Origin of the sequence: Siminovitchia fordii DSM 16014 = CIP 108821 (genome assembly GCF_000374565.1) — a bacterium.
In the GTDB taxonomy this organism is placed as follows: Bacteria; Bacillota; Bacilli; order Bacillales; family Bacillaceae_C; genus Siminovitchia; species Siminovitchia fordii.
The window spans coordinates 56,709-80,885 of sequence record NZ_KB894700.1; the positions used below are offsets into that span (position 1 = coordinate 56,709).

The following is a 24,177-nucleotide window of genomic DNA, read 5'->3' on the forward strand; positions in this document are numbered from 1 at the left end:
AATAGCAAGCTGAGAAAAAAATTGCTCTTCCCCGCCTGCCTTTTATAACCCTAATAGTCCTATAAAGACGATTCTACAGGTTTACCTTCCTCATCATATACATAAAATCCTCTCCCTGTTTTTCTACCAAGATTTCCGGATTCGACCATCTTTTTCAAAAGAGGAGCAGGGCGATACTTTGAATCACTAAATCCTTCATACAAACCTTCCATAGTAGCCAGCAGAACGTCCAATCCTACAAAGTCAGCCAATGCGATAGGACCCATTCTATGATTAGCTCCCAGTTTCATGGCTTGGTCTACATCCTCAGGTTTCACGCCTTCCATCAAACAGAAAATCGCTTCATTGATCATGGGTACAAGAATCCGGTTAACTAAAAATCCCGGATAATCTTTACATTCAACCGGCTCCTTTTTTATGTCCCTGACAAATTGACTAGCAGTTTCATAAGTTTGTTTGTCAGTAAGTAATGAAGGTATCACTTCTACCAGTTTCATTACAGGCGCCGGGTAAAAAAAGTGCAGGCCTATCACTTTTTCCGGTCTTTTGGTAGCCGATCCGATGGCTGCTATGGAAAGGCCAGAAGTGTTAGAAGCAATAATGGCATCCTTCGCTGCATGCACTTCTATCTGACGGAATACTTGTTTCTTAAGATCCAAATTTTCCGGAACAGCTTCTATAATAAATGGAGCTTCCCGAATTTCTTCCATATCTGTCGTCCCCGATATCCGGGCTAACGTTTCATCCATGTACTCTTTTGTGCATTTTCCTTTTTTGACTTTTTTGCTTAAATTGTTTGATATGATTTCAAGGCTGTTATGTACCCTGCCTGAATCCACTTCCACTAAGCATACTTTTTTGCCGGCTTCCGCAATCACTTGTGCAATCCCAGATCCCATCAATCCTCCGCCAATCACCGCAACCGTTTTCATTCAAACAGATCCTCCTTCATTTATGATGAAACAAATAAATCGCACTCAACATCAAACAAAGAGCTATTCCCTTTTTCATGTCCAATGGAATTTTTGGAGCGCCAAACAATCCAAAATGATCAATCAGAGAGCTGATCAAGAGTTGGCCTGTTATCACTGCCACGAAAGACATTGAAACACCTATTCTCGGAACAGCAACTACAATAGTGGCTAAATAAAACGCACCTAAAATGCCGCCTGTCAATTGGTGTTTGGGTACCTCGGATACTGCAAGAATATTGCCTTTCCCCCAGAATACAACCATAAAAAACAATGCAGCTGTACCGATACAAAAAGAAATAAAGGTGGCTTCAATTGATCCCACCTTTTTTCCAAGACCACCGTTAATAGCTGCCTGCATTCCAACTGCAAGGCCGCCGGCTAAAGTTAGCAATAAATAAAACCATTTCATCTTTCCGCCTCCTCTTTCAAGAAGAGCAGCCCCTCGCCGATCCCAATAAAGAGCGTACAAGGAGGGGCCACTGGGCTGAACGAATTACTTTACTCTTTCAAAGAGAGCTGATATTCCTTGTCCACCGCCGATGCACATCGTAACGATTCCTTTATCCAAGTTGGACCTCTGCATTTCATACAAAAGTTTCACCGTCAAAATGGTACCGGTAGCACCTACAGGATGTCCCAAACTAATGGCACCGCCATTCACGTTGACCTTGGCAGGATCAATATCCAAATCTCTCACAACTGCGCACGCCTGTGAAGCGAATGCTTCATTCACCTCAAAAATATCGATTGATTTTAAATCCACGTTCAACTTTTTGGCCAGTTTTTCTGTCGACAGCTTTGGGGCATACCCCATTACATCCGGACTGTTTCCTGCTACGGCATATCCTTTTATGGCCAAAATCGGTTGAATTCCAAGCTCTTTTGCCTTCTCTCTTGACATCAATACTACGGCAGCCGCTCCATCATTGATCCCTGAAGAATTGGCAGCTGTCACAGACCCGCCTTCTTTAAAGGCAGGTTTCATTTTTGCCAGCTTTTCCATTGTCAGGCCTTCTCTAGGATGTTCGTCCGTATCCACAACGGTTACATTGCCTTTTCTATCTGTCACTTTGATCGGCACGATTTCATCCTTGAATACCCCTTCTTTGATGGCCCTTATCGCTTTTTCCTGGCTGTCAATAGAAAACTCATCTTGCTGCTCTCTTGTCACTTCATACTTATCAGCAACATTTTCAGCCGTAATCCCGTTATGATAAGGTCCGCCAGGCCATGTCAAAATCGTTAAAAGCCCATCTTCCAATACACCATTCCCCATTTTATATCCAAAACGGGAACCCTTGTCATAATACGGAAGCTGAGACATATTTTCGGTCCCGCACGCAATCACGACATCGGCATTTCCTGTTTGGATTTCAAGCATTCCGTCTACAATGGCCTGTAATCCCGATCCGCATTGTCTATTCACGGAGTAAGCAGTTGTTTCTTCGGGTAAATCAGATTTCAACGATACGACCCTGCCAATAAATCCGTTCTCTGCAATCTGTCCAACATTTCCGACAATCAGCTCATCAACCACATGTGAGTCAATGCCTGCTCTTTTGACTGCCTCTTTAACAGCATATGCCGCCAAATCAGTTGGATGAATATCCTTTAAACTGCCGCCGAATCTTCCAATGGGTGTTCTTGCACCAGATACAATTACTACTTCTTTCAAGTTGCTCATTGTACAACACTCCTTCTTTCTGCTTGATTAAAGAACCATTCCTCCGCCAACATTAATGACTTCACCAGTAATATAAGAGGCTTCATCTGATGCCAGGAAAGCAATCATGTTCGCTACATCAGAAGGGCTTCCCGCTCTTCCCATTGGAATTTTAGAGACCATAATATCCCATACTTTTTCAGGGACTCCTCTTGTCATGTCGGTATCAATGAAACCTGGGCAAATGGCATTGCATGTAACATTTTTCTTCGCCAATTCACGCGCGGCCGTTTTCATAAGGCCCACAACACCAGCTTTTGAAGCAGCATAGTTGGCTTGTCCATAGTTGCCAAGCCAGCTCGCTGAAGAAATGGAAATAATTCTCCCGTATTCTTTTTCGCGCATAATTTTGGCTGCTTCCTGTGTGCAGAAGAAAGTACCCGTCAAATTCACATCAATCACCTGCTGCCACTGTTCGGCAGTCATTTTATGGAGAGTCACATCTCTATTGATTCCGGCATTATTTACTAAAATATCAACCGTTCCGAAAGTTTCCAATGCGTACTTGAACAGCCCCTGTACTTCTTCCTGTTTTGCTATATTGGCAGTATAGTATGAAGCATTATACCCTTGTTCTGTAAACTCTTGTACTGCAGATTTGCAGCTTTCCTCATTCATATCTACCACAATCACATTTGCGCCTTCTTTTCCAAGCTTCTCAGCGATACCTTTTCCCAGTCCCCTGGCGGCACCTGTTACAATCGCCACTTTATTTTCTAATCTTCCCATTTCTTCTGCCTCCTTCATTACGCTACTCTTTTGTCATGAAATCTCTTAATCCGAATGGACCGTCTTTAAAGAGTTCGACATCCATAACTTTCAAATCCCGACTGACAATCGGCTCAAAGTCCATCATATCAAGCACATCTTTTTGCAAATCCACTCCGGGAGCAATTTCAATTAACATGACTCCTTCTTTGACCAGCTTGAAAACAGCCCGCTCTGTAACAAAAATTACTTGCTGCCCTTTCTCCCTTGCCAATTTTCCGTTGAAGGAGATTTGAGAGACTTTTGACACCATTTTTTTGATTGAGCCTTCCTGCTCGATGTTGATTTGGTTATTCTCAAAGTTGATTTTGGCACCACGGGTGCTGAATGTAGCACAAAAAACAACTTTTTTGGCATTTTGTGTAATGTCAATGAATCCGCCTGACCCCGTACATAATGGGCCCATCTTAGTCGCATTGACATTCCCTTCCCTGTCCAGTTCGCCAGCACCCATAAAAGTGACATCAACGCCCGTTCCATTATAGTAATCCATTTGCTGATCGTGGCTGATCATCGCGTATACATTTTGTCCGATTCCAAAATCGATGCCGCCCGCTTGAACTCCTCCGTAAATCCCGGACTCCACGGTAATCATCATCTCATCAGATATACCTTCTTCATTTGCGATATTCCCAATGACATCATTCGGTATGCCGGTTCCAAGATTGATGATGTCCCCTTTTTTGATTTCGTACATTGCTCTTCTGCCAATGAATTTTCGGATGTTCAATTCCAACGGCTTGATTGATGTCTGGGGAACTCTCAGACTTCCGGAATAAGAAGGGTCAAAGTACCAAGAGGACGTTTGTCTGTGATCCTCAAAAGGGTTTTCACATTCCACCACTACATCCACAAACACACCCGGAACCACAACATCTTTAGGATTTAACGTTCCTGTCTGGGCAACTCTTTTGACTTGGGCAATCACTTTTCCCCCAAACCTTTTTGTCGCCAGCACAGCAGGCAAAACCTCCAGTTTCATTGCTTCCTCTTCCATCGTGATATTGCCCATTTCATCCGCCGTTGTACCGCGAATGATACATACATCCAATGGAATTTTTTTATAGAACATATACTCTTCATTGTCATATTCTATAATTTCGGACAGATCCTCCAATGGCTCCGTACGATTATTCATCTTGCCGCCTTCCACCCTTGGATCGATAAAGGTCCCCAATCCCACTTTACTCATCTTTCCCGGAAGGCCGCAGGCCATTGACCTGTATAATTGAGCCATCTGCCCCTGCGGCAGACAATAAGCTTCCACTTTATTGTTGGCAATCATGTCCATCCATCTCGGCTGCAATCCCCAATGTGAGCCTATGATTCTTTTAACCAATCCTTCATGGGCAAAATGCTGAATTCCATCTTTGCGATCACTTTGCCCTGCGGAGTGAACAAGCGTGATATCTTTCGGATGCCCTGTTTCCAGATATCTGGTCTCAATCGCCTTTAAGACCGCTTCTGCGGCACCTACCAGCGTCATTCCGACCGTCGTGACTGTCTCGCCATCCTTTATCAGACCAGCAGCTTCTTCCGCCTTCATAAACTGTGCTTTCAAGTCATCTCTCTCCTTTAAGCCTTGTGAGGCGTTCCCTTATACCTTTTTTATCCACTTTCCCGTTAGGCGTTTTATCGACTTCCTCCACAAAGAAAAACTCAACAGGAATTTCATAACTTGCCAACCGGCTTTTTAAGCAGGACCGTATATCATCCTCCTCTACAAGATAACCGGCTTTTACTGAAACAACAGCGACCGGAACCTCTCCATACTTTTGATCTTTCCTTCCGACAACTGCCACTTCATGAATGCCATCAATCTTTCGTATTTCATTCTCGATGTCATAACTGAATATTTTTTCGCCGCCGCGATTGATCATGTCTTTTTTTCTATCTACAATAAAAAGATATCCGGCCTCGTTCACATAACCGATGTCGCCAGTCTTCAGCCATTTATCCGCGGATATTAAATCGGTCTCCCGCTTGTAATATTCTTCAACGACATTGGTTCCTTTTAAGTAGATTTCTCCAATGTCTCCATCTTTCACTTCCTCACCGGACTCATCCACTATTTTTAAACATAGACCCGGAATGGGAATACCGGAAGATCCAATATACTCGCTTTCAGATGCATCTTCTGGAAATATAGTGGCAGGAGAAGTGGTTTCTGATAGTCCGTAAATCGTGCGGAAAGACATTTGAGGCAGCCACTTCTTTAACTCGGCAATCATTTCACCAGGCATATTTCCACTTCCGCATCCTAAAGTTTTGAGAGTCGGAAGGTTCGGAAATTCATTTTTCTTTTCTAATAAAAGTGCAAAAACCGTAGGTGATGCATGATAAAAAGTGATGCTGTATTTCTCGATATACGTCAATAGCCGGGCTGCATCAAAAAACTTGTGCAAATAAACCGTTCCTTTACATTGCAGGAACAAGCACAATGTGGCTGCAAGCCCGGTAATATTATAAATTGGTATGGATAGAACGGTAGAATCGCTTTCTCCCAAGTTTAATATTTTCCTATATGAAATGACGGCATGTTGTAAATTGAAATTCCTGATAACAACTCCTTTGCTGAATGAAGTTGTTCCGGAAGTAAACATTATAATCGCCGTATCTTCCAATAAACCGCCATCCGTTGTTTCTGTATAATGGTATGGAATGTCACGCCATGATGGCTTGGTAAAAACAAAAACATGCTTGCCTTCATTTTTAAACTTTTCCATCCAAGGTTGAAATGTTTCATCAACAATAAGCAGATCACAATCACTCTTGGAGATTAAAGAATCAATGGCCGACTCTTTATATTTTGTTGGAAATGGAACGATGACCGCCCCCAATTTTTGAGCCGCTAAAAATGAGATCACAAACTCCATGGAATTATATAAAAGTAATCCGATGTGGCTCCCTTTTCGTATGTGATACTTTTCAGCAAAGTAAGCAGACAATCGATCTGTCAGAACCAACATGTCTTGATAGGAGTACGATTTTCCATCGATATCAATGATTCCAACTTTATTAGGGCATTCTTCCGCATTATCTTTGAGAACTTGGTACATATTGCTTTTCATGTCATTAAACGTATGATATTCTCTGTTATTCAATTTTCTAACCATCATTTCATCAGTTAAGCCTTTGCCCCAATAATCATTTCCCTTTATCAACGTATCCACCTCCAATCAATATTTGATCATGCAAGATGCAGCTTGGAACGCTCCCCTGGAGAGGAGCGTTCCAAGAACTAATAGGCCAGCCGTAATGGATGATAGTCTGTTCTGCCGGTGTTCAGATCCTCATGCAGTGTAGTCAAAATCTCTACAAACTGGTCTCTATTCCTTTTAAGTTCCTCCGGCGACATTGACATGGAAGCGACCACCATCCTTTTGGTTTCCTTGGAATAGAAGAATACCTGGAGTACTTTTACCAATTCGTCTTTTCCAAAAATCCGGTAAATGCTATGGTTTGCGACAAACTCGTTCTCCAATAAGCATCCCTCGGTTCCATTCATCTGGATTTTGGATTTGCTCACTATTTTGTACCGATCTTTACGGCGGCTTCTTTTTTCCTTCCACTTAAATTGTTTTTCCAGTTCTTCCACATATTCTTCAAGCGTGATATCATCCACCATTTTCGCCCAGCGAATGGATAAAGAAGCTTTGGCTTTCTGTGATCCCTTTACTTTATCAACCTTAATTAATCCTTCATCGAACGTGAACTTACTGTTTGGATTGACAAATACTTGCCAATCCACCGGATGGTTGATACGGATGCCATAAATGTTTAACGGTACACTATTAATCATTTTTAGCGACCTTTCTATTGTTTAATGATGATAAAGATGCATCCACAGCCGAATTGATTTCTGTACCGGAATTAATGATTGAGTCTATACGCACGATATATTTGTTGATAATTTCTTCCGGCGCTTTTGTCACAAGGCTGACCACAATATAGGCAGCAGTATTGGCAAGCAATGCCCATACTAGTGCGGAGAAGCCCAATGGCGGTGTTACAAAGAATGTGAAAATCGTTGTAACAACCAACCCTAAGATGGTTCCTGCAAAAGCACCTTCTTTTGTTCCTCTCTTCCAGAATAATCCACCTACAGTAGCAGGGAGAATCTGTGCAAAGAACGGAGAAGACAGCTTATAGGCATAATCAACAATATATGCCGGTCTTAACGCAACAACAAATAATGTCAGAATCATTAAGATCACCAAAAGAACACGCCCAAAGTAAACAACTCTCTTCGGATCCACCGTTTTTCCCTTCAACTCATAGGCATGACGGACAAATACATCGCGGGATCCAATGGCACTCGCTGATAAAAGCATGGAGTCTGCTGTTGAAACACCAAATGCGAATAGACACAGCAAAGATATGAAAGAAATAATAGGCGGTGCATACTCAGTCGACAAAATCGAGATAATGTTGTCTGTATCGGCAAAGCCAGGGCCTACGATGGCCGGCGCAAGAATGGCACCAATAAGAACAATAAAGAAATAAACAAATACGTAAGCCACTGGAAGTGACCAGGACATGAATCTGAAAGTTTCTTTATTTGCCGCAATATAAGTTCTCATGAAGATATGAGGCCAAACGACTGTTGCCACTGCACCTGTAAGCACATTTGACAAGGTTCCCTGCCAATTGAATGTCCCATTTGGACCAGGGTGGGATAAAATAGCTGCCGTTTCCGGACTTTTCATCATGATATCCACTGCCTGTGCAAGCCCTCCATCCGGGAAATAAGCCATCGTCAAGTAGACAACCAATGTGATCAACGTACCGGCGCCTAAAATAAAATGGAACGTATCCATCCATGCGACAGATTTCATACCGCCGCCAATGATATGCAAGGATACAACAATTGTGGCGAGACCTACTGCAACAATATAAGGAACCAAACCATCCGTGGTTACAACTGTCGCGTCTCCGATGGCAATCAACTGCATGGCTACATATGGGACAATGAATAGGATTAGAATGGCCGCAACCAACAAACCATATAGTTCGGACCCATAGCGTGATCTCAAATAATCAACAGGTGTCAGAAAACCATATTCTTTACCAAGAATCCATAAACGGTAACCGATAAGTACGAATAGCAGTCCTGCAACCATTCCACCTGTATTGGAAAAGTATCCTATACCTTCACGGTAGATGGCCGCCGGTACACCATAGAATGCCAAAGCGGAAAATACGGAAATGGCGGTAGTCGCTAATAATACGAACGGATTTACTCCTCTGTCTGCTGTAAAAAACGCTTCGGAAGACTTACTGGTCTCTTTAAAAGAACTGAAGCCCTGTAAAATCAATGCACCAGCATAGATTAAGATTCCTATGACGATGAGTACACTTGGATTCATACCTTTGCCTCCTTATCTCCTCATTTATAATCCACATGCGATTGTGTTTTGAAAAAAGCATTATAATAGATAGCCCAAACGGTTGCTGCAACTAGCGGCAAACCAAATAGTAAGAACATTTGAAGAGGCATCCACCCGAATAATAACGGATTCGGCATGTATGGAATCAGCATCCAATCAAAAGTAAAATAGGCTACATTAAATAGGATAAAAAGAACTTTGGCTTTTTTACTCATACTTTTTCCTCCTTCATCTTCCTAAGAACTTTCTTAAGAGATAAGCCCGCATAACCTTTTCTCCGGCATCTTCAGTCAGTTTTTCTACGTTTTTCATCGCCTCTTGTATTTTCATTGGTTTGTTAATGATATCGATAACCAGATCAATGCCATGTTTATATACTTGGTTGGCTTGATCTCCCTCAGACCCTACAACGGCTACAACAGGAACTTTGAAAGCATTGGCAATCTTTGCAACCCCAATAGGTGCTTTACCTTGTACTGATTGAAAATCCATTTTCCCTTCCCCTGTAATGACCAGGTCTGCACTCTCCACATATTCCCTTAAACGGATTATTTCCAATATTTTTTCGATACCGGAATTCACTTCAGCATTGCAAAATGCCATTAACCCTGCGCCAAGACCGCCAGCAGCACCAGAACCCACCACATCGATGAAGGTTCTGCCAAGCTTTTCCTCGAGTTTTTCACCGTATGATCTTAACAGAGAATCAAGTTCTTGAATTTCCTCGCTCGAAGAAGCACCTTTTTGAGGCCCATATACAAAGGATGCTCCGTTTTCCCCACATAAAGGGTTGGTCACATCAGAAAGCACGGTTATTTTAGTATGGGCGAGTCTTTTATCCAGACCAGCCAAATCGATATATTGGATTTTTTCTAACGCTCTTGCTCCAAACGGAATTTCAAGGTTATCAGCATCTTTGAATGATCCCCCTAAGGCTTGCGCCATTCCAACCCCGCCATCATTCGTTGCACTGCCTCCTATACCGATTAAGATTTCCTTCACATCGAAGTCCAAGGCGGCCTTAATCAGTTCTCCGGTACCATATGTGGTCGTGATAAAAGGATTTTTGTCTTCCTCCTTGATCAATGTAAGTCCTGACGCCTCCGCCATTTCTATAACAGCAATCCGGTCATTGATGATTCCGAATTTTGCTTTTACTTTTTCTCCCAAAGGGCCAGTTACTTCTCTTTCTACATATCTCCCTTCCAGTGTGGAAGTGAGCGCCTCCACAGTTCCTTCTCCTCCATCTGCTAATGGCAGCTTTACGATATTTGCACCTGGTGTAACTCTTCTAATCCCTTTCTCGATGAAGCCAGCAACTTCCAAAGAAGATGCACTTCCCTTAAAAGAATCAGTCGCGATAACAATATTCATTTATTGCACCCTCTCAAGCTGTAAAAAAAGAAAACGTTTTCCGAAAACGTATTTAAATCAATTATAGAAGGTTATCATGATCCTATCTATGTCTCTAAAAACGATTTTTTTATAAATGAAAGAAGCCAAATTTGTTACAGGTAACAAATTTGGCTTCTCTATTTATGGCTTTTATATAACAAAAATGCGATTTTCAGCATTAAAAAATCTTGGTAATTCCTCATATCAAACCCTGTTTTCTCGTACAATCGATTCAACTTATACTGTAGTGTGTTTTTGTGAATAAAGAGTACATCAGAAATCTTTTTAATGGACCCGTTATGCGTATCGAATAGAGAAATAATCTTTTCATACTCTTTTAAGTCTTTATGATTCAAGGAGCCGATCACTTGATGGACAAATGTATCGGATATTTCTTTTGAAACCTCTTCAAGAATCAACTCTATCCCCAAGTCATTATAATGGACAATCCCATCATCACTTGAGACGTCAGCCCAGCTTTGCGAAATACATGCCTGTTCATATGATTGTTTCACATGTAATATATCCTGCACTACAGCTCCGACACCAATTTTTATATTAAGATTCAGCTTGTTCTCTACTTCATTTGTAATATTGAATAAAATCTGATTCAATTCTTGTTGGGGCAATTCACGAAGGATAATGACAATATTGTTGTAGATTTGGGCAATCAGATTGTCATAGTATTTCACTAATCTCTCGTGAAAAATTTGGAAGATCTGTTCTGTCTTATCGATGATCATATCATCATCTTCCATTTTAGCCACAACTGCTATCCTTGGAACACTTGTGTCCACATTAGAAATATTAAGTCTTTTTAAGATGTCCTGCTTCTCTTCCTCACTGGCAGCTATAAGTAACTGTTCCACCATCATACGCTGTGTTTCCTTCTGTTGACTGATCACCCTGTTTGCATAGGCATCCTTGATCAATAACTCTGTCATCCGTTTAATAATCTTTCCGTATCCCTCCACTTCCTCTCTCTCACCCGTGATCCCAATAACGCCTACAATTTCACTTTCAAAATATACCGGCATGTTTATTCCTTCTTTTGCTCCGGCAAATTCCCCATCAAATTCAATGACTAAATCGCTTTTCGTTTCTACTACTTTCTTGCCGCCTTCATGTAAAGTACCTATTCGATCTTCATTAGTGCTTGCTATGATAAAACCATCGGTATTAATATAATTAATATTCTGCCCGATAATCTCCTTCATTTCCGTTACAATGGTTTGTGCCAGGTCCATGGAAATTTCCATAGAATCCACCTTCTATCCCATAATATATGTATCTTCTATTATAACATTTCCCCAGCCGAGGCGTTCGGCATATCTACGAGCCAAAAGGAATGGCCACTGACACTTTATAAAAGACTTCTATCTAACAGCGTTCCTGCGAATCCAATTAAGCTACTCTCAATATCGATAACCTCCCTCCTTGAAATCTTCTTTCGATTCCTCTTAGATTCTATGCCAATCACCCTCATTCATAATTCCCGCCTTCTTGCCCTTGGATCCTACCTCAGCCGCCCCCAATTGCCACTTCTCATACTAAAATTTATCGGGCTATGAATCTCAAATAAGTGAACTATAAGAAAAATAAAAAACCCGAAGCATTTAATACTTCGGTAATAAACTGGAATATACGCATTTATCTGTATGCTTATCGATAAAAAATTTTTATGAGCACATACCTATTAGAGGGTGCCAAGTTCTAAGATCATATGACAATTGAATGCTACCTGAATCTATAAGCTGTATGTTTAAAAGTTGAGTCCTATATCCTAGCTGCTCTTTTGGAATCCTTCATCGCGATTCTTTTCAGGATTTATTAGCATGAAGAATTCATGGCTTCTATTCATATCTTCTTTTGTTGTTGTCATAAGAGTAACTGCTATTCCAAACAGAAGAGAGATTACGGCACCAATTGGGCTGACAAAATAGGTTGGGAAACCATTAGCTAAAGCAATAGTGCAATATATCAATCCTGCAAACATTGAAGCGATTGCAGCTGTTGCATTGTACCTTCTCCAATAGAGAGACGTCAAAATAGGAACTGCAACCATTCCTGTAAAGATAGAGAGGTATAGCAGTGAATTTTGGATATTACCAACAAAAATGATTCCAAAAATTAATGTAGAGACAGCTATCGCCACTAACCCAATTCTACTTGCATTGATATAGTATTTTTCGCTCTTATCTTTTGCGAAATATCTCTTGAGTAGGTCATTAACTACGATCGAAACGGCCGAATTCCAAACAGCCACAACTGTACTGATCCCCACTAACAACAGTGTCACTAGAAGTAAACCTTGAATGATAGGGTGACTGTAATTTGCCACTAACAATGGTAACGCTTGTTCTGGTTCACTTAAATTGGGCATAGCTACTTTTGCAAGCATGGTAGAAACTGCCACAAATCCATACAGAAGTACAATAAATGTTGTATTAAATAGCATCGCCTTATAGGCAATATTCTCATTTTTAGCCGAGAAGACTCTTTGGCCATACCAAGGGGCTGCTATATAAAGAAACGTTATTTGTAATCCCCAAGTCAGCGCAATTGGAAAGTTAACCTCTGTATCCCAAACAGGTTTCAGAGATAAAAGTTTCGGTTCATAAACTTGGCTTAGGTTAGAAAGCCCGCCTGCTGCATCTAAGCCAATAAAGAAAATAGCAGGAATACCAATTAGTATCATAATAAAAGCAACAACGTCTATGCCAATAGCTGTTATCAAACCTCCTGTTATTGCTAAAAGTAAACAAATCGTGACAATAACCACAGAAAATGTTATCGGATTTACACCTAACAACACGTGTCCAATTACTGATATACCAGCTAAATACGCAGCTGGGGCCAACCAAGTATAAAACAGAGTAATGAATGTGGATATTACACGTATTGCTTCAGAAAACTTTTCATTAGAAAACCTTCTGTCAAAAAATTGAGGTATGGTGGATATATTTAGTTTTCTATATTTTTTTGCTACTGTGAAAGCATATACTAAAAAAACCACAATAAAGATTAAAGAAGTGTACCAAACCCCAACGGTTCCGAATGCATAGGCCACTGAAGCACCGCCTATTAACGTTGCTGTATTAAACTCAGCTGCTACTAATGTTGCTGTTAAAGCGAACAACCCGGTCTTTTTTCCTGCCAGATTGTAATCTTGATAATTGTTTATCCTTTTATAAGATGAGTATGCGACGTATCCCAAGATCAATAGGAATAACATTAAAATTAAATATTTTATCCCCATGCAAGCCTCCGATTTTATAATATTTTGAATTATCAGGATTTTATATCCGTATGGGTGACAAATGTTGTAATGATCCAATGGGGAAACAAATTAGTTTCCACCACTGGATTGAATAATACAATTAATTCAAATTGATCCAAACGCTCTTTACTTCCGTATAATTGTTTAGTGCATACGAACCCATTTCCCTACCAAATCCAGATTCCTTATAACCACCAAAAGGTGAGGCGGGGTCTGTTACATTATAACAGTTTACCCAAACCGATCCAGCTTTTAGGCGATTAGCAACATAGTGGGCATGTTTAACATTCTCAGTCCATAAACCAGCTGCAAGTCCAAAATTTGAGTTATTTGCCCTATCAATAACTTCATCTAAATCTTCATATGGCATGGCAACAACTACCGGTCCAAAAATTTCTTCTCTTGCTATGGCCATTTCCTCTTTTACATCAGTGAATATAGTAGGCTCCACAAAGTAACCTCTATCTGAATGTCCTCCACCGCAAAGCATAGTAGCTCCTTCTTCATTTCCCTTGTTTATATATTGAACTACGCGATTTTGCTGTTCTTTAGAGACAAGCGGCCCCATCTCTGTGTCAGGGGATATACCGCTTCCCTGTTTTACATTTTGAGCGAAGTTCATTAAATCAGACACTACACTATCAAATGTTTTCTTTTGAATATAAACTCTGGATCCCGCACTGCAAACTTCACCTTGGTTAGCCATTATGCCTGAGAAAACCCCAGGTGCAGCTTTAGACAGGTCAGCATCTGGCAAAATAATATTCGGAGATTTTCCACCTAATTCAAGAGTGACACGTTTCATTGTATCCGCTGCTTTTTTCATAATCGCTTTACCAACGTTTGTTGAACCTGTAAAAGCAATTTTGTCCACATGAGGGTGTTGAACTAACGCGTCTCCTGCAGTCTCTCCAAAACCGGGTATAATATTTATAACTCCCTCTGGAAAGCCGGCCTCTGCTGCCAACTGGGCAAGGTAAAGCGCTGATAACGGCGTTTGTTCTGCCGGTTTCAATACCACCGTACAGCCTGTGGCTAGTGCAGGGGCGATTTTCCATGCAGCCATCATAAGCGGAAAGTTCCACGGGATGATTTGCCCAACTACGCCAACAGGTTCATGGCGTGTATAGTTAAAATAATTTCCTGAAACCGGGATTGTCTGTCCAACAATTTTAGTTGTCCAACCCGCAAAGTACTCAAATTGACCTACCGCATTTGGAATATCATTCCCTAAGACTTCATTTATGGGCTTGCCATTATCGAGAGAATCAATTTCAGCCAACTCTTGTTTATTATTGTCTATTAATTGAGCAAGTCGATACATCAATCTTCCTCGTTCTGCACCGCTCATTTTAGACCAAGGGCCTTCTTCAAATGCTTTTTTTGCAGCAATCACGGCTTTATCAACATCCTCAGCCTGAGCTTCATTTACATATGCCAAAACTTCACCATTCGCCGGATTATAGGTTTCAAACGTTTTACCTGATTGTGAATCTACAAATTCGCCATTTATAAACAATTTCTTGGTACCCTTTAAAAAATCTACTACCTTATTTGAAAGTTCAATAGTTTGAGTCATTCCAAAACCTCCTATCAAAAATTACAAGCGCGATAAATCATATAGCTGATTCTAAAATATTATATATGTCCTGCCTGGTTGCTTTTCGTGGATTTGGTGCCATATAAAGCTCATCGTTGAATGCAATATCCGTTAAAACTTCTATGTTTTCCTTATCCACACCAATCGCACTAAGTTTCTCAGGAATACCGACTTCTTTTGTTAAAGTTCTAACTTTTTCAACCGCCGCTTTTGCCGCATCCTCCACTGACAGGCCCCAAGTGTTTACACGTAAAGCTTCACCAACTTGCGCAAACTTATAAGGGTCTGCAATCCAATTAAACTCCAATACATATGGGAGAAGAATGGCATTCACTATTCCATGGGGAGCGTCGTACTGAGCACCAATCGCGTGTGAAATCCCATGAACCAAGCCCAGACCGCCGTTTGCCATTCCAATACCTGTAGACGTACTAGCTTGAACCATCTTATTCATTGCCTCTATGTTATCTGTATTCGCTGTAGCTTCAAGAATGGAGGACCCAATAACCCGTACTGCGTGTAAATTTAATGCATCTGTAATAACCGAGCCATTTCTAGAAACATACCCTTCAATAGCATGTGTTAATGCATCCATCCCCGTTGATGCTACCAGTGCCCCCGGCATACCTCTTAATAGCTCACCGTCTAAAAAGGCTACGGCAGGAAACAACGTTTGCCCAAAAACAAGTTTTTTAGTTTTTAGCTCTGTATTATCTTCCGTTATCACTGCTGCATGCCCTCCCTCACTTCCGGTCCCAACCGTGGTGGGAATCGCAAACAGTGGGGTCGGATCATTCTTATAGATATCGAACCCGAAATAATCTGCAATAGAGCCGCCATTTGTAAATAATACTGAAAGTGCTTTAGCACTGTCTATTACACTTCCGCCTCCTACAGCCAAGATACTTTTAATGCCTCTGTCTTTGAATAAATTGTATGCTTCATCAGTAGCCGTTACAGTTGGGTTTGGTTTAACCTCATCATAAACGATTGTTTCCACATTAGTAGACTTCAATATTGTTTCTACCTTTTCAAGTATCCCAGAATTTTTTATTCCTTTGTCTGTTACTATCAGCATTGTATTGCAGTCATTCTGATTTATTTCATATTTCAGTTGTTCTACACAACCGGAACCAGTTACCAATTTTGTTTTCGCTAGGAATTCCGTTAATTTGTTTGCACTCATGTTAATTCCTCCCTCAAATTTGGCTGAGCCTTCCTCAGGTATACTTTTTCAAAGAGATTCATGACACAAATTGCCTACTTGTAAGGTCCCCGTTAAGCACTAAAGTCAATTAGGCAATCACCTCCTTAAATTGAAATCTTTTGGCTAATTCAGCGTAATAAGAGATGGAGCGAATATAGCTATTCAAGTCAACATATTCATCAGGCTGATGAGCCAGCTTTTCATTCCCCGGCCCGTAAATGATAATCGGTATCTTCAAACTGGGAGAGTAGACAGACGCATCTGTATAATAGTTTGCCCCCCACTCTTCAACGCTGACTTTATTTAGATCCTTATTGGTTTTTAAAGCTATATGTACAAACGGATCATCTTTTTCATTTTCAAGTGCTGGCAAATTATTGATAACATTCAGTTCAGCTTGAAAGTGATCTATTTCAGTTTCCAAGTCTTTAAGTATAGCTTCCATTTCCTTAATTATCTCTGAATGCTCAATCTCCGGAATTGTCCGTATATCCAATGTTAACTTGCATTGGTCAGGAACTACGTTTGTTTTTACACCTCCATCAATAGTACTAATTGTGAGTGTCGGTTCTCCCAATAAAGGATGTTCTTTTTCATAAGAAAATGTAAACCTCTTTAATCTTTCAATAAGCTCGCTCATATGTACGATTGCATTGATTCCCTCACCTGGCATGGAGCCGTGGGCTGTCTTACCGAATAGTTTAATTTCAAGCCACAACGCACCTTTGTGGGCCGTGAAAACCTTTCCATTGCTAGGTTCACCAATCACCATCGCTCCTGCGTTTTTCAATACATCTTCGTCAACCATTAACGAAGCTCCTATACAATCAACTTCCTCGCCTGCCGTTCCAACAAAAAACTACATCATGTTCAAGCATGTCATTTCTTTCTTTCAAAAGAATCATTGCCTCAATCAATGCGGCCACACCGCTTTTCATGTCACAAGCACCTCGTCCATACATCTTTTCATCTACTATCTCAGCTGAAAAAGGATGGTATTTCCATAAATTATCGCCTACCGGCACAGTATCGAGGTGTCCACTGAATATGAGCGAAGGCTTTTTTGGATTCCTCCCTTTCAAACGAACAACGATATTTGCCCTCCCTTTTGAAAACGCTTTAATTTCTGTGGATAAACCAGCCTTGCTAGCATGTTCGGATATTGCATTTGCAACGGCAAATTCATTCCCCGGAGGGTTAACACTTTTTATACTGATCAACTTTCGTAAAAAATGAATTGCTCTTTCTTGATTAACCATGAGATCTACCGCCTGTTTTAATATTTTGAAAATGAATCTCCTGATAGAAACAACCATCTGATAGTCAATTGGTTGTAATTGTTTACAATACTACCATGTGATTATTTGGAGATGGGTACAAATAATGATTAAACCATTTGTACATACGAACAAGAATATGTAAAATTTTATGCATAGAGTAAATTTTTAAAATTCATTTTGGCGACATTCTCAAAGCAGACACTGAAAATATATTTTTGAAGCAGGGTGATGATGTGAAATGGATATAAACGATGTCATACAATTAAATGTACTCAAAAATACAGAAATCCTTGCCGGAGAAAAAGGTCTAAAAAATATTGTCTTAAATACCACAATAATTGATGCACCCGATGGCTATAAATGGTGTGCCAGTGGCGATTTTATCATAACAACCGGATATCCATTCACAAGAAATATGCATTGGGAAGAAGGTATTACAAAGTTATTAGAACTTCTTGTAGAAAAAAATTGTTCCGGTTTGGGGATAAAATTAGGACGTTATATCCCAGGGCTGCCTAAAGCTGCCATTTCTTTTGCAAATGAGAATAACTTTCCCGTCCTTTCACTACCGAATAAGGTTTCTTGGTCAGAAATTATCATGCCCATCGTAACCAGGATAAACAAACAGCATCAAAGCGAATTAAAAATGAATCACACTGTTTACGAAATGTTTCATAATCACCTTAAAAAGCAAGGCAAATTAAAAGACCTTGCTCATTTACTTAATAAGATATTAGACATTCCAGTTACTATCTATATCAGAAACACCAATGAAAAAATTGATGTGCAGGAGTCTTACTTTTCAAAGGAAGAGATCGAGAATATTATATCGGCATTCTCCTGTGATCAAGAAAAACCTATACAGAGATTAAATTGGCAACAAAAAATCTTTACCGTTAGGTGGATATACAGTTCAAACCGGTTAGAAGGTGGAGTTTTCTTATGGGAAAAGCATTGCCGCCTTCACACATGGCAAAAAGCAGCCATTGAGCAGACGGCTGTAATATCTGCTTTGGAAATTGAGAGAATGAGAACGGTATCCTCAGTGTTTCAAAGGTTTAGAAATGATTTTTTGTCCATGTTATTATCAGAAAAAGTGGAATCACGTGATACCTTATCAAGACGTGCAGAAGAGGTAAATTGGCATTTGAAGGATCACTATAATGTAGTATTGCTAGATTTTGATACAAAAAGACAGCAACCGGTTAACAATCCAAATAACATATCTATCTGGCAACGGAAAGAAAACATTTTAGAAATGCTGGAGTATGAATTAAAGTGGGTTCTTCCTGAAGCACTCATAGGTTTTGATAAGAATAATATATTCACTTTATTAATTCCAAATAAATATAATCAAAACGAACTTGTAAATAACTTAACCAAACTGGTAAAAAAGATAAATATAAACTTTTATGGTGGGATTGGACGACTTAATAATGTTGAAAAATTATCTGTCAGCTATAATGAAGCCTTACTGGCCATAAAAGTTGCCTACGCAAACATCCCCGGTGATACTCAAAACAAAATAGGCCAGTTATATATCCAAAGCTTTTCAGAATTGAACGTAGAACGCATCTTATTTTCCAGCAACCCCCATTATGAAGCAAAAAAGCTTGTAGAAGATTGCTTAGAAAAAATTATCAAGTACGATAATGAAAAGAACAGTGAATTATTACATACTTTAAAAACATTCTTAGCTAACAACGCAAACTTTGACCATACGGCTGATGCTTTATATATCCATAAAAATACGGTTAGATATCGCCTAAAGATGATTGAGGAATTAACTCAACTGGATCCTAAAAATATCAAGGACCAACTTCTTTTCCAAATGTCATTAGTGGCTTTTAATATATTGGACTCTACTTCCAACACAATGAGATAAGTTAAGCGATTTCCGCTTGTTTATTGGAAACAAATCATAGAATAGGATAGAAAAGTGTAAAAAACAACCTTTGCAGGAAAAAAAGATGTTTTGCTTGAATGTATTTGTATCAAATGTAAAGGGGTTTATAGGATGAAGCAGCGGCATGAAATATTGTTTAAGCAGTTGGAATCGTATCGACGTTTAGTTCTGGGCGTCCTGGAAGATGTTTCAGAGGAAAAAGCTGAGATCATACCAAAGGGGTTCAACAATAATATCCGCTGGAATTTAGGCCATCTATATCTTGACCAATATTTATGGATCCAGGCTGCAACGAAAGAAGAGACGGTTGTACCAAAAGAATTCAATCAATGGTTTGGATTTGGGACATCCCCGCAGGATTTCACAAGTGAAACTCCTTCCTTTGTTGAATTAAAAGATCTTCTGGAAAAGCAGCCCCATGAAATTAAAAATGAGTACGGCCATAGATTGGAAGAGGAATTCCCACCAACAGAAATGGGGATGCATACGATCGAACAAGTTTTAACTCGCACGATTTTTCATGAGGGAATGCATTTGCAAACCATTTTGGATATTAAGAAAGTAATGGCGGAGAACATGGAAGCTAAGCCCATCAAATAGAGTGACGTATCTTTAAAAGGTAAAAAGATACTAGGTGTAGAAATAATTAAGCTGGTTAAAGTTCAATTATTATCATGTAAACGTAGTTATTTATAGGTCACTTGAAGTTTGAAATTTGTAACTCTTTCGATGGAGCAGTAGAGAGAAAGCTTTTAAACTCTCTCTTAAAGCTCGGTATGAGGGAATAATTGGTTCCTGACCAGCCATCCACTTTGCTTCCAATTTTTGTATGGTTCGTGCTGTATCAGATCGGATGATGTAGTAAAAAAGCCTTTTCCTCCCTATGTTAAAATAACTGTTTGTCATTTAAACACTTAAAAGTACGGCCTATAAAAAATGGTCAAAGACTTAGTAGTAAATAAAAAAGAGAAGACAGTCTCTCGGGCACGTTTCATACCTGAAAGATGTCTTCTCTTTTACTTTAATTGTTGTTGGATTTTTTTCTTCTTAGTGCCAATAATCCTCCTACCAGGATTGCGAGTATACCAATTAAACCATAATTAAATAGGTTTGTAGCGGTATTCGGCAGCTTTTTGCCATCTCCTTTAGCTGTATCAGAAGGAGGTGTTTTCACTCCCGGATTGTCATTCTGGTCCGGAGTCGGTGCTGGATCCTTTGGTTCTTTCGGCTCCTCTGGAGTTGGTGTCGGATCCTTTGGATCTTTTGGCTCCTCTGGAGTCGGTTCCGGATCCTTTGGCTCCACCTCGATTTTCGCTTCCGGATGATTTGGATCTGGTACATTATCACCACTTACCTCGGCAATATTTTTAATCGATTCTCCAAATTGACCGGATTGAAGTTTCGCTTTAAATGTAACGGTACGCCATTCGGTGTCCTTTACATCTCCGAAGGTTGCGGTGATGGTACCATCTTTGAAATCGCCTGAACCCTTATGGCTCACTTCCAAACTGCCGTCCACATATTCCAGTCCTGCTGGCAGTTTGTCGGCAATCGTCAGGTTTTCTACCAAACTATCAGATTCTTTGTTGCGAGCTTTGATGGTATAGACAACCGTGTCGCCCACTTCGAACTTCTCTTTGTCTTTTTCCAGGTTGGCAGCCAATTTTTCAGACTCAAGAACAGAGTTCCTTGGGTACACTTGTACCACTTCTTCCGGTTTATCCGGTGTGTCGATATTGTCTCCTTCGACAACGGCAACGTTTTTAATATCCTTGCCTGCTTGGCCAGACTTGACGGTTACCAGGAATTCCACTGTATGCCAGTCTATATCTTTGATGTCGCCAAATTGACCAGCGATGCGGCCATCAGCTGCATAGCCTTTGTCTTTGTCTTTGGCATCTGTGACAGATTCACCGTCTACTTTCAGGCTGCCTGCCACATACTCCAGGCCTTTCGGAAGTTCATCCGAAATAACGAGATTTGTTACAAGACTGTTTTCTTCAGTGTTTCTTGCTTTAATCGAGTAGCGAATAGTGTCGCCTACTTCCGCATGGTCCTTATCTTTGTTGCCTTCCGCTTTGGCTTCCAGCTTCGCAGATTTCTCGGATGTGAGAACAGGATCCTTCGGATCAACGGTCACTTTCTCTCCTGGCTTATCTGGCTCATCTACATTATCCCCACCAACGGTTGCGATATTTTCGATGGCTTTGCCAGACTGGCCGAACTTGATTTTCGCTTCGAAGGTAACGGTACGCCATTCCGTATCGGTTACATCACCTAAGGTCGCGGTAATCTTGCCATCTTTGAACTCGCCTTTGCCTTCATGGCTCACTTTCAGGCTGTCAGCTACATACTCGAGGCCTTCTGGAAGGGTATCTGCAACTGTCATGTTTTTCACTAAACTATCGGATACCGTGTTGCGAGCTTGGATTGTGTAAACAATCGTGTCACCCACTTCGTATTTCTCTTTGCCTTTTTCAGCGTTTTCTGCCGACTTTTTAGATTCAAGCTTCGGCGTTTTTGGATCAACGGTCACTTTCTTTCCTGGCTTATCTGGCTCATCTACATTATCCCCACCAACGGTCGCGATATTTTCGATCGCTTTGCCAGATTGGCCGGACTTGATTTTTGCTTCAAAGGTGACGGTGCGCCATTCGGTATCAGTTACATCACCGAAAGTTGCTGTAATCTTGCCTTCTTTGACGTCGCCTGTGCCTTCATGACTTACCTTCAAGCTGTCGGCTACGTACTCGAGTCCTTCTGGCAGTTTATCTGTAATCGATAGGTTTTTAACTAAACTATCGGATACCGTGTTGCGCGCTTGGATCGTGTAAACAATCGTATCGCCTACTTCGTATTTCTCTTTGCCTTTTTCAGCGTTTTCTGCTGATTTTTTAGATTCAAGCTTCGGCGTTTTTGGATCGACAGTCACTTTCTCTCCTGGCTTATCTGGCTCCTCGACATTATCTCCATCAACGGTCGCGATATTTTCGATCGCTTTGCCAGACTGGCCGGACTTAATTTTTGCTTCAAAGGTGACGGTGCGCCATTCTGTGTCTTTGACATCGCCAAATGCCGCAGTGATCTTGCCATCTTTGAACTCGCCTTTGCCTTCATGGCTCACTTTCAGGCTGTCGGCTACATATTCGAGTCCTTCTGGAAGGGTATCTGATATCGTCATGTTTTCAACTAGACTATCCGATACTTTGTTGCGTGATTTGATTGTGTAAACAATCGTATCGCCTACTTCAAATTTCTCTTTTCCTTTTTCAGCGTTTTCTGCTGATTTCTCAGATTCAAACACCGAATGGCGTGGATAAATTTGAACTTCCTCTTCTGGCTTGTCAGGTTCGCCGACATTGTCTCCGTCGACAACCGCAATGTTTTGAATGTATTTGCCTGCTTGGCCGGATTTGACGCTTACCAGGAATTCCACTGTATGCCAGTTTGTATCCTTGATGTCGCCAAATTGGCCGGTAATGCTGCCATCAACTGCATGGCCTTTGTCATTGTCTTTGGCATCTGTGACAGATTCGCCGTCTACTTTCAGGCTGCCTTCGACATACTCGAGACCTTCCGGAATGTCATCGGAAATCACCAAGTTTTTCACCAGGCTGTCTTCAATCGTGTTTTGGGTCTTGATTGTATAGAGCAGTGTATCGCCCACCTCTGGATGATCTTTATCTTTGTTGCCTTCCGCTTTGGCTTCCAGCTTCGCAGATTTCTCGGATTTGAGAACAGGATTCTTCGGATCAACGGTCACTTTCTCTGTTGGCTCATCTGGCTTATCGATATTATCACCCGTTACTTTAGCGGTGTTTTCGATTTCTTTGCCAGATTGACCGGACTTGATTTTCGCTTCGAAGGTAACGGTACGCCATTCCGTATCAGTCACATCGCCGAAGGTCGCTGTAATCTTGCCGTCTTTGAACTCGCCTTTGCCTTCATGGCTTACTTCTAAGCTGCCTTCTACAAACTCCAGTCCTGCTGGAAGTGTATCCTCAATTGCCAAGTTTTTCACTAAACTATCAGATACAGTGTTACGTGTTTGGATTGTATAAACAATCGTGTCGCCCACTTCAAACTTCTCTTTGTCTTTTTCAGCGTTTTCTGCTGTTTTTTTAGATTCAAGCTGCGGATCTTTTGGATCCACTGTCGTTTCATTTTCTGGCTCATCCGGCTCATCAATGTTGTCTCCGCCAACATTAGCTACGTTACTGATCTTTTTGCCTGACTGGCCGGACTTGATTTTCGCTTCGAAGGTAACGGTACGCCATTCCGTATCAATCACATCGCCGAAGGTCGCCGTGATCTTGCCATCCTTGACTTCGCCTTTACCTTCATGACTTACTTCTAAGCTGCCTTCTACAAACTCGAGTCCTTCTGGAAGGGTATCTTCAATCGTCAGGTTTTTCACTAAACTATCGGATACCGTGTTGCGCGTTTGGATTGTGTAAACAATCGTGTCGCCCACTTCGAATTTCTCTTTTCCTTCTTCAGCGTTGACCGCTGTTTTGTCTGATTCGAGCTTTGGATCTTTCGGATCCACTTTGATCGGAACTTCTGGGTGGGTTGGTGGGACTTCTTCACCTTCCACCGTCGCAATGTTTTTCAGTTCCTTGCCGGATTGTCCAGACTGGATCTTGGCATGGAA

Annotated in this window: 18 protein-coding genes and 1 pseudogene; 2 read left to right on the forward strand and 17 right to left on the reverse strand. The window is 40.9% G+C overall.

The window, feature by feature from the left end; all coding sequences use genetic code 11:
- Nucleotides 1–59 precede the first annotated feature (59 nt).
- The 16 genes from C509_RS0117500 to C509_RS27080 form a co-directional block, all read right to left on the reverse strand.
- Complete coding sequence (locus C509_RS0117500) at nt 60–932, reverse strand: 3-hydroxyacyl-CoA dehydrogenase family protein (protein ID WP_018708233.1); 873 nt, start codon at nt 930–932, stop codon at nt 60–62.
- A 16-nt stretch (nt 933–948) separates the two neighbouring features.
- On the reverse strand, nt 949–1,383 hold the full coding sequence (locus C509_RS0117505; RefSeq protein WP_018708234.1) for a DMT family transporter: 435 nt from the start codon (nt 1,381–1,383) through the stop codon (nt 949–951).
- Nucleotides 1,384–1,467: 84 nt separating this feature from the next.
- Complete coding sequence (locus C509_RS0117510) at nt 1,468–2,658, reverse strand: thiolase family protein (protein WP_018708235.1); 1,191 nt, start codon at nt 2,656–2,658, stop codon at nt 1,468–1,470.
- Nucleotides 2,659–2,685: 27 nt separating this feature from the next.
- Nucleotides 2,686–3,426: a 3-oxoacyl-ACP reductase FabG gene (gene fabG, locus C509_RS0117515; RefSeq protein WP_018708236.1), complete on the reverse strand. Its 741-nt coding sequence runs from the start codon at nt 3,424–3,426 to the stop codon at nt 2,686–2,688.
- 22 nt (nt 3,427–3,448) lie between these two features.
- On the reverse strand, nt 3,449–5,026 hold the full coding sequence (locus C509_RS0117520) for an acyl CoA:acetate/3-ketoacid CoA transferase (protein WP_018708237.1): 1,578 nt from the start codon (nt 5,024–5,026) through the stop codon (nt 3,449–3,451).
- A gap of 1 nt (nt 5,027) precedes the next feature.
- Complete coding sequence (locus C509_RS0117525; RefSeq protein ID WP_018708238.1) at nt 5,028–6,629, reverse strand: class I adenylate-forming enzyme family protein; 1,602 nt, start codon at nt 6,627–6,629, stop codon at nt 5,028–5,030.
- 77 nt (nt 6,630–6,706) lie between these two features.
- Nucleotides 6,707–7,267, reverse strand: coding sequence for a hypothetical protein (locus C509_RS0117530; protein WP_018708239.1), 561 nt, complete (start codon nt 7,265–7,267; stop codon nt 6,707–6,709).
- Nucleotides 7,260–8,834 carry a sodium:solute symporter family protein gene (locus C509_RS0117535; protein ID WP_018708240.1) on the reverse strand — a complete coding sequence of 525 codons (1,575 nt, stop codon included), beginning with the start codon at nt 8,832–8,834 and terminating at the stop codon, nt 7,260–7,262. Before C509_RS0117535 ends, C509_RS0117530 begins: the two co-directional genes overlap by 8 nt.
- Nucleotides 8,835–8,854: 20 nt before the next feature.
- Nucleotides 8,855–9,070, reverse strand: coding sequence for a hypothetical protein (locus tag C509_RS0117540; RefSeq protein WP_018708241.1), 216 nt, complete (start codon nt 9,068–9,070; stop codon nt 8,855–8,857).
- A 13-nt stretch (nt 9,071–9,083) separates the two neighbouring features.
- Nucleotides 9,084–10,229, reverse strand: coding sequence for a glycerate kinase (locus tag C509_RS0117545; RefSeq protein WP_018708242.1), 1,146 nt, complete (start codon nt 10,227–10,229; stop codon nt 9,084–9,086).
- Nucleotides 10,230–10,387: 158 nt separating this feature from the next.
- Nucleotides 10,388–11,509 (reverse strand): CdaR family transcriptional regulator, encoded by a 1,122-nt coding sequence (locus C509_RS0117550; protein ID WP_018708243.1) that lies wholly within the window; start codon nt 11,507–11,509, stop codon nt 10,388–10,390.
- 524 nt (nt 11,510–12,033) lie between these two features.
- Nucleotides 12,034–13,509, reverse strand: a complete 1,476-nt coding sequence (locus tag C509_RS0117555; protein WP_018708244.1) for a sodium:solute symporter family protein — start codon at nt 13,507–13,509, stop codon at nt 12,034–12,036.
- Nucleotides 13,510–13,630: 121 nt separating this feature from the next.
- Nucleotides 13,631–15,109 carry an aldehyde dehydrogenase family protein gene (locus C509_RS0117560; protein ID WP_018708245.1) on the reverse strand — a complete coding sequence of 493 codons (1,479 nt, stop codon included), beginning with the start codon at nt 15,107–15,109 and terminating at the stop codon, nt 13,631–13,633.
- 37 nt (nt 15,110–15,146) lie between these two features.
- A complete protein-coding gene (locus tag C509_RS0117565; RefSeq protein WP_018708246.1) occupies nt 15,147–16,316 on the reverse strand; it encodes an iron-containing alcohol dehydrogenase in 1,170 nt (389 codons plus the stop codon).
- A gap of 109 nt (nt 16,317–16,425) precedes the next feature.
- Entirely contained in the window at nt 16,426–17,145 is a 720-nt protein-coding gene (locus C509_RS27075; protein ID WP_051088723.1) for a M20/M25/M40 family metallo-hydrolase, read from the reverse strand.
- A 19-nt stretch (nt 17,146–17,164) separates the two neighbouring features.
- Nucleotides 17,165–17,596, reverse strand: coding sequence for a M20 family metallopeptidase (locus C509_RS27080; RefSeq protein ID WP_051088724.1), 432 nt, complete (start codon nt 17,594–17,596; stop codon nt 17,165–17,167).
- A 259-nt stretch (nt 17,597–17,855) separates the two neighbouring features.
- Here C509_RS27080 and C509_RS0117575 point away from each other — a divergent pair, with 259 nt between their 5' ends.
- Nucleotides 17,856–19,502 carry a PucR family transcriptional regulator gene (locus C509_RS0117575; protein ID WP_018708247.1) on the forward strand — a complete coding sequence of 549 codons (1,647 nt, stop codon included), beginning with the start codon at nt 17,856–17,858 and terminating at the stop codon, nt 19,500–19,502.
- A gap of 132 nt (nt 19,503–19,634) precedes the next feature.
- Nucleotides 19,635–20,123, forward strand: coding sequence for a DinB family protein (locus C509_RS0117580; RefSeq protein ID WP_018708248.1), 489 nt, complete (start codon nt 19,635–19,637; stop codon nt 20,121–20,123).
- A 439-nt stretch (nt 20,124–20,562) separates the two neighbouring features.
- Here the strand turns inward: C509_RS0117580 and C509_RS24190 are convergent.
- A pseudogene (locus tag C509_RS24190) lies at nt 20,563–24,033 on the reverse strand (isopeptide-forming domain-containing fimbrial protein); the annotation flags it as partial.
- Nucleotides 24,034–24,177 lie beyond the last annotated feature (144 nt).

What these genes read in the sequence shown, in the direction of transcription:
- C509_RS0117580 (WP_018708248.1), top strand. Translation starts at nt 19,635, where the DNA reads ATGAAGCAGCGGCATGAAATATTGTTTAAGCAGTTGGAATCGTATCGA.
- C509_RS0117565 (WP_018708246.1), bottom strand. Translation starts at nt 16,316, where the DNA reads ATGAGTGCAAACAAATTAACGGAATTCCTAGCGAAAACAAAATTGGTA.
- C509_RS0117535 (WP_018708240.1), bottom strand. Translation starts at nt 8,834, where the DNA reads ATGAATCCAAGTGTACTCATCGTCATAGGAATCTTAATCTATGCTGGT.
- C509_RS0117575 (WP_018708247.1), top strand. Translation starts at nt 17,856, where the DNA reads ATGGATATAAACGATGTCATACAATTAAATGTACTCAAAAATACAGAA.
- C509_RS0117550 (WP_018708243.1), bottom strand. Translation starts at nt 11,509, where the DNA reads ATGGAAATTTCCATGGACCTGGCACAAACCATTGTAACGGAAATGAAG.
- C509_RS0117545 (WP_018708242.1), bottom strand. Translation starts at nt 10,229, where the DNA reads ATGAATATTGTTATCGCGACTGATTCTTTTAAGGGAAGTGCATCTTCT.
- C509_RS27075 (WP_051088723.1), bottom strand. Translation starts at nt 17,145, where the DNA reads ATGGTTGACGAAGATGTATTGAAAAACGCAGGAGCGATGGTGATTGGT.
- C509_RS0117540 (WP_018708241.1), bottom strand. Translation starts at nt 9,070, where the DNA reads ATGAGTAAAAAAGCCAAAGTTCTTTTTATCCTATTTAATGTAGCCTAT.
- C509_RS27080 (WP_051088724.1), bottom strand. Translation starts at nt 17,596, where the DNA reads ATGGTTAATCAAGAAAGAGCAATTCATTTTTTACGAAAGTTGATCAGT.
- C509_RS0117560 (WP_018708245.1), bottom strand. Translation starts at nt 15,109, where the DNA reads ATGACTCAAACTATTGAACTTTCAAATAAGGTAGTAGATTTTTTAAAG.
- C509_RS0117555 (WP_018708244.1), bottom strand. Translation starts at nt 13,509, where the DNA reads ATGGGGATAAAATATTTAATTTTAATGTTATTCCTATTGATCTTGGGA.
- C509_RS0117505 (WP_018708234.1), bottom strand. Translation starts at nt 1,383, where the DNA reads ATGAAATGGTTTTATTTATTGCTAACTTTAGCCGGCGGCCTTGCAGTT.
- C509_RS0117530 (WP_018708239.1), bottom strand. Translation starts at nt 7,267, where the DNA reads ATGATTAATAGTGTACCGTTAAACATTTATGGCATCCGTATCAACCAT.
- C509_RS0117510 (WP_018708235.1), bottom strand. Translation starts at nt 2,658, where the DNA reads ATGAGCAACTTGAAAGAAGTAGTAATTGTATCTGGTGCAAGAACACCC.
- fabG (WP_018708236.1), bottom strand. Translation starts at nt 3,426, where the DNA reads ATGGGAAGATTAGAAAATAAAGTGGCGATTGTAACAGGTGCCGCCAGG.
- C509_RS0117500 (WP_018708233.1), bottom strand. Translation starts at nt 932, where the DNA reads ATGAAAACGGTTGCGGTGATTGGCGGAGGATTGATGGGATCTGGGATT.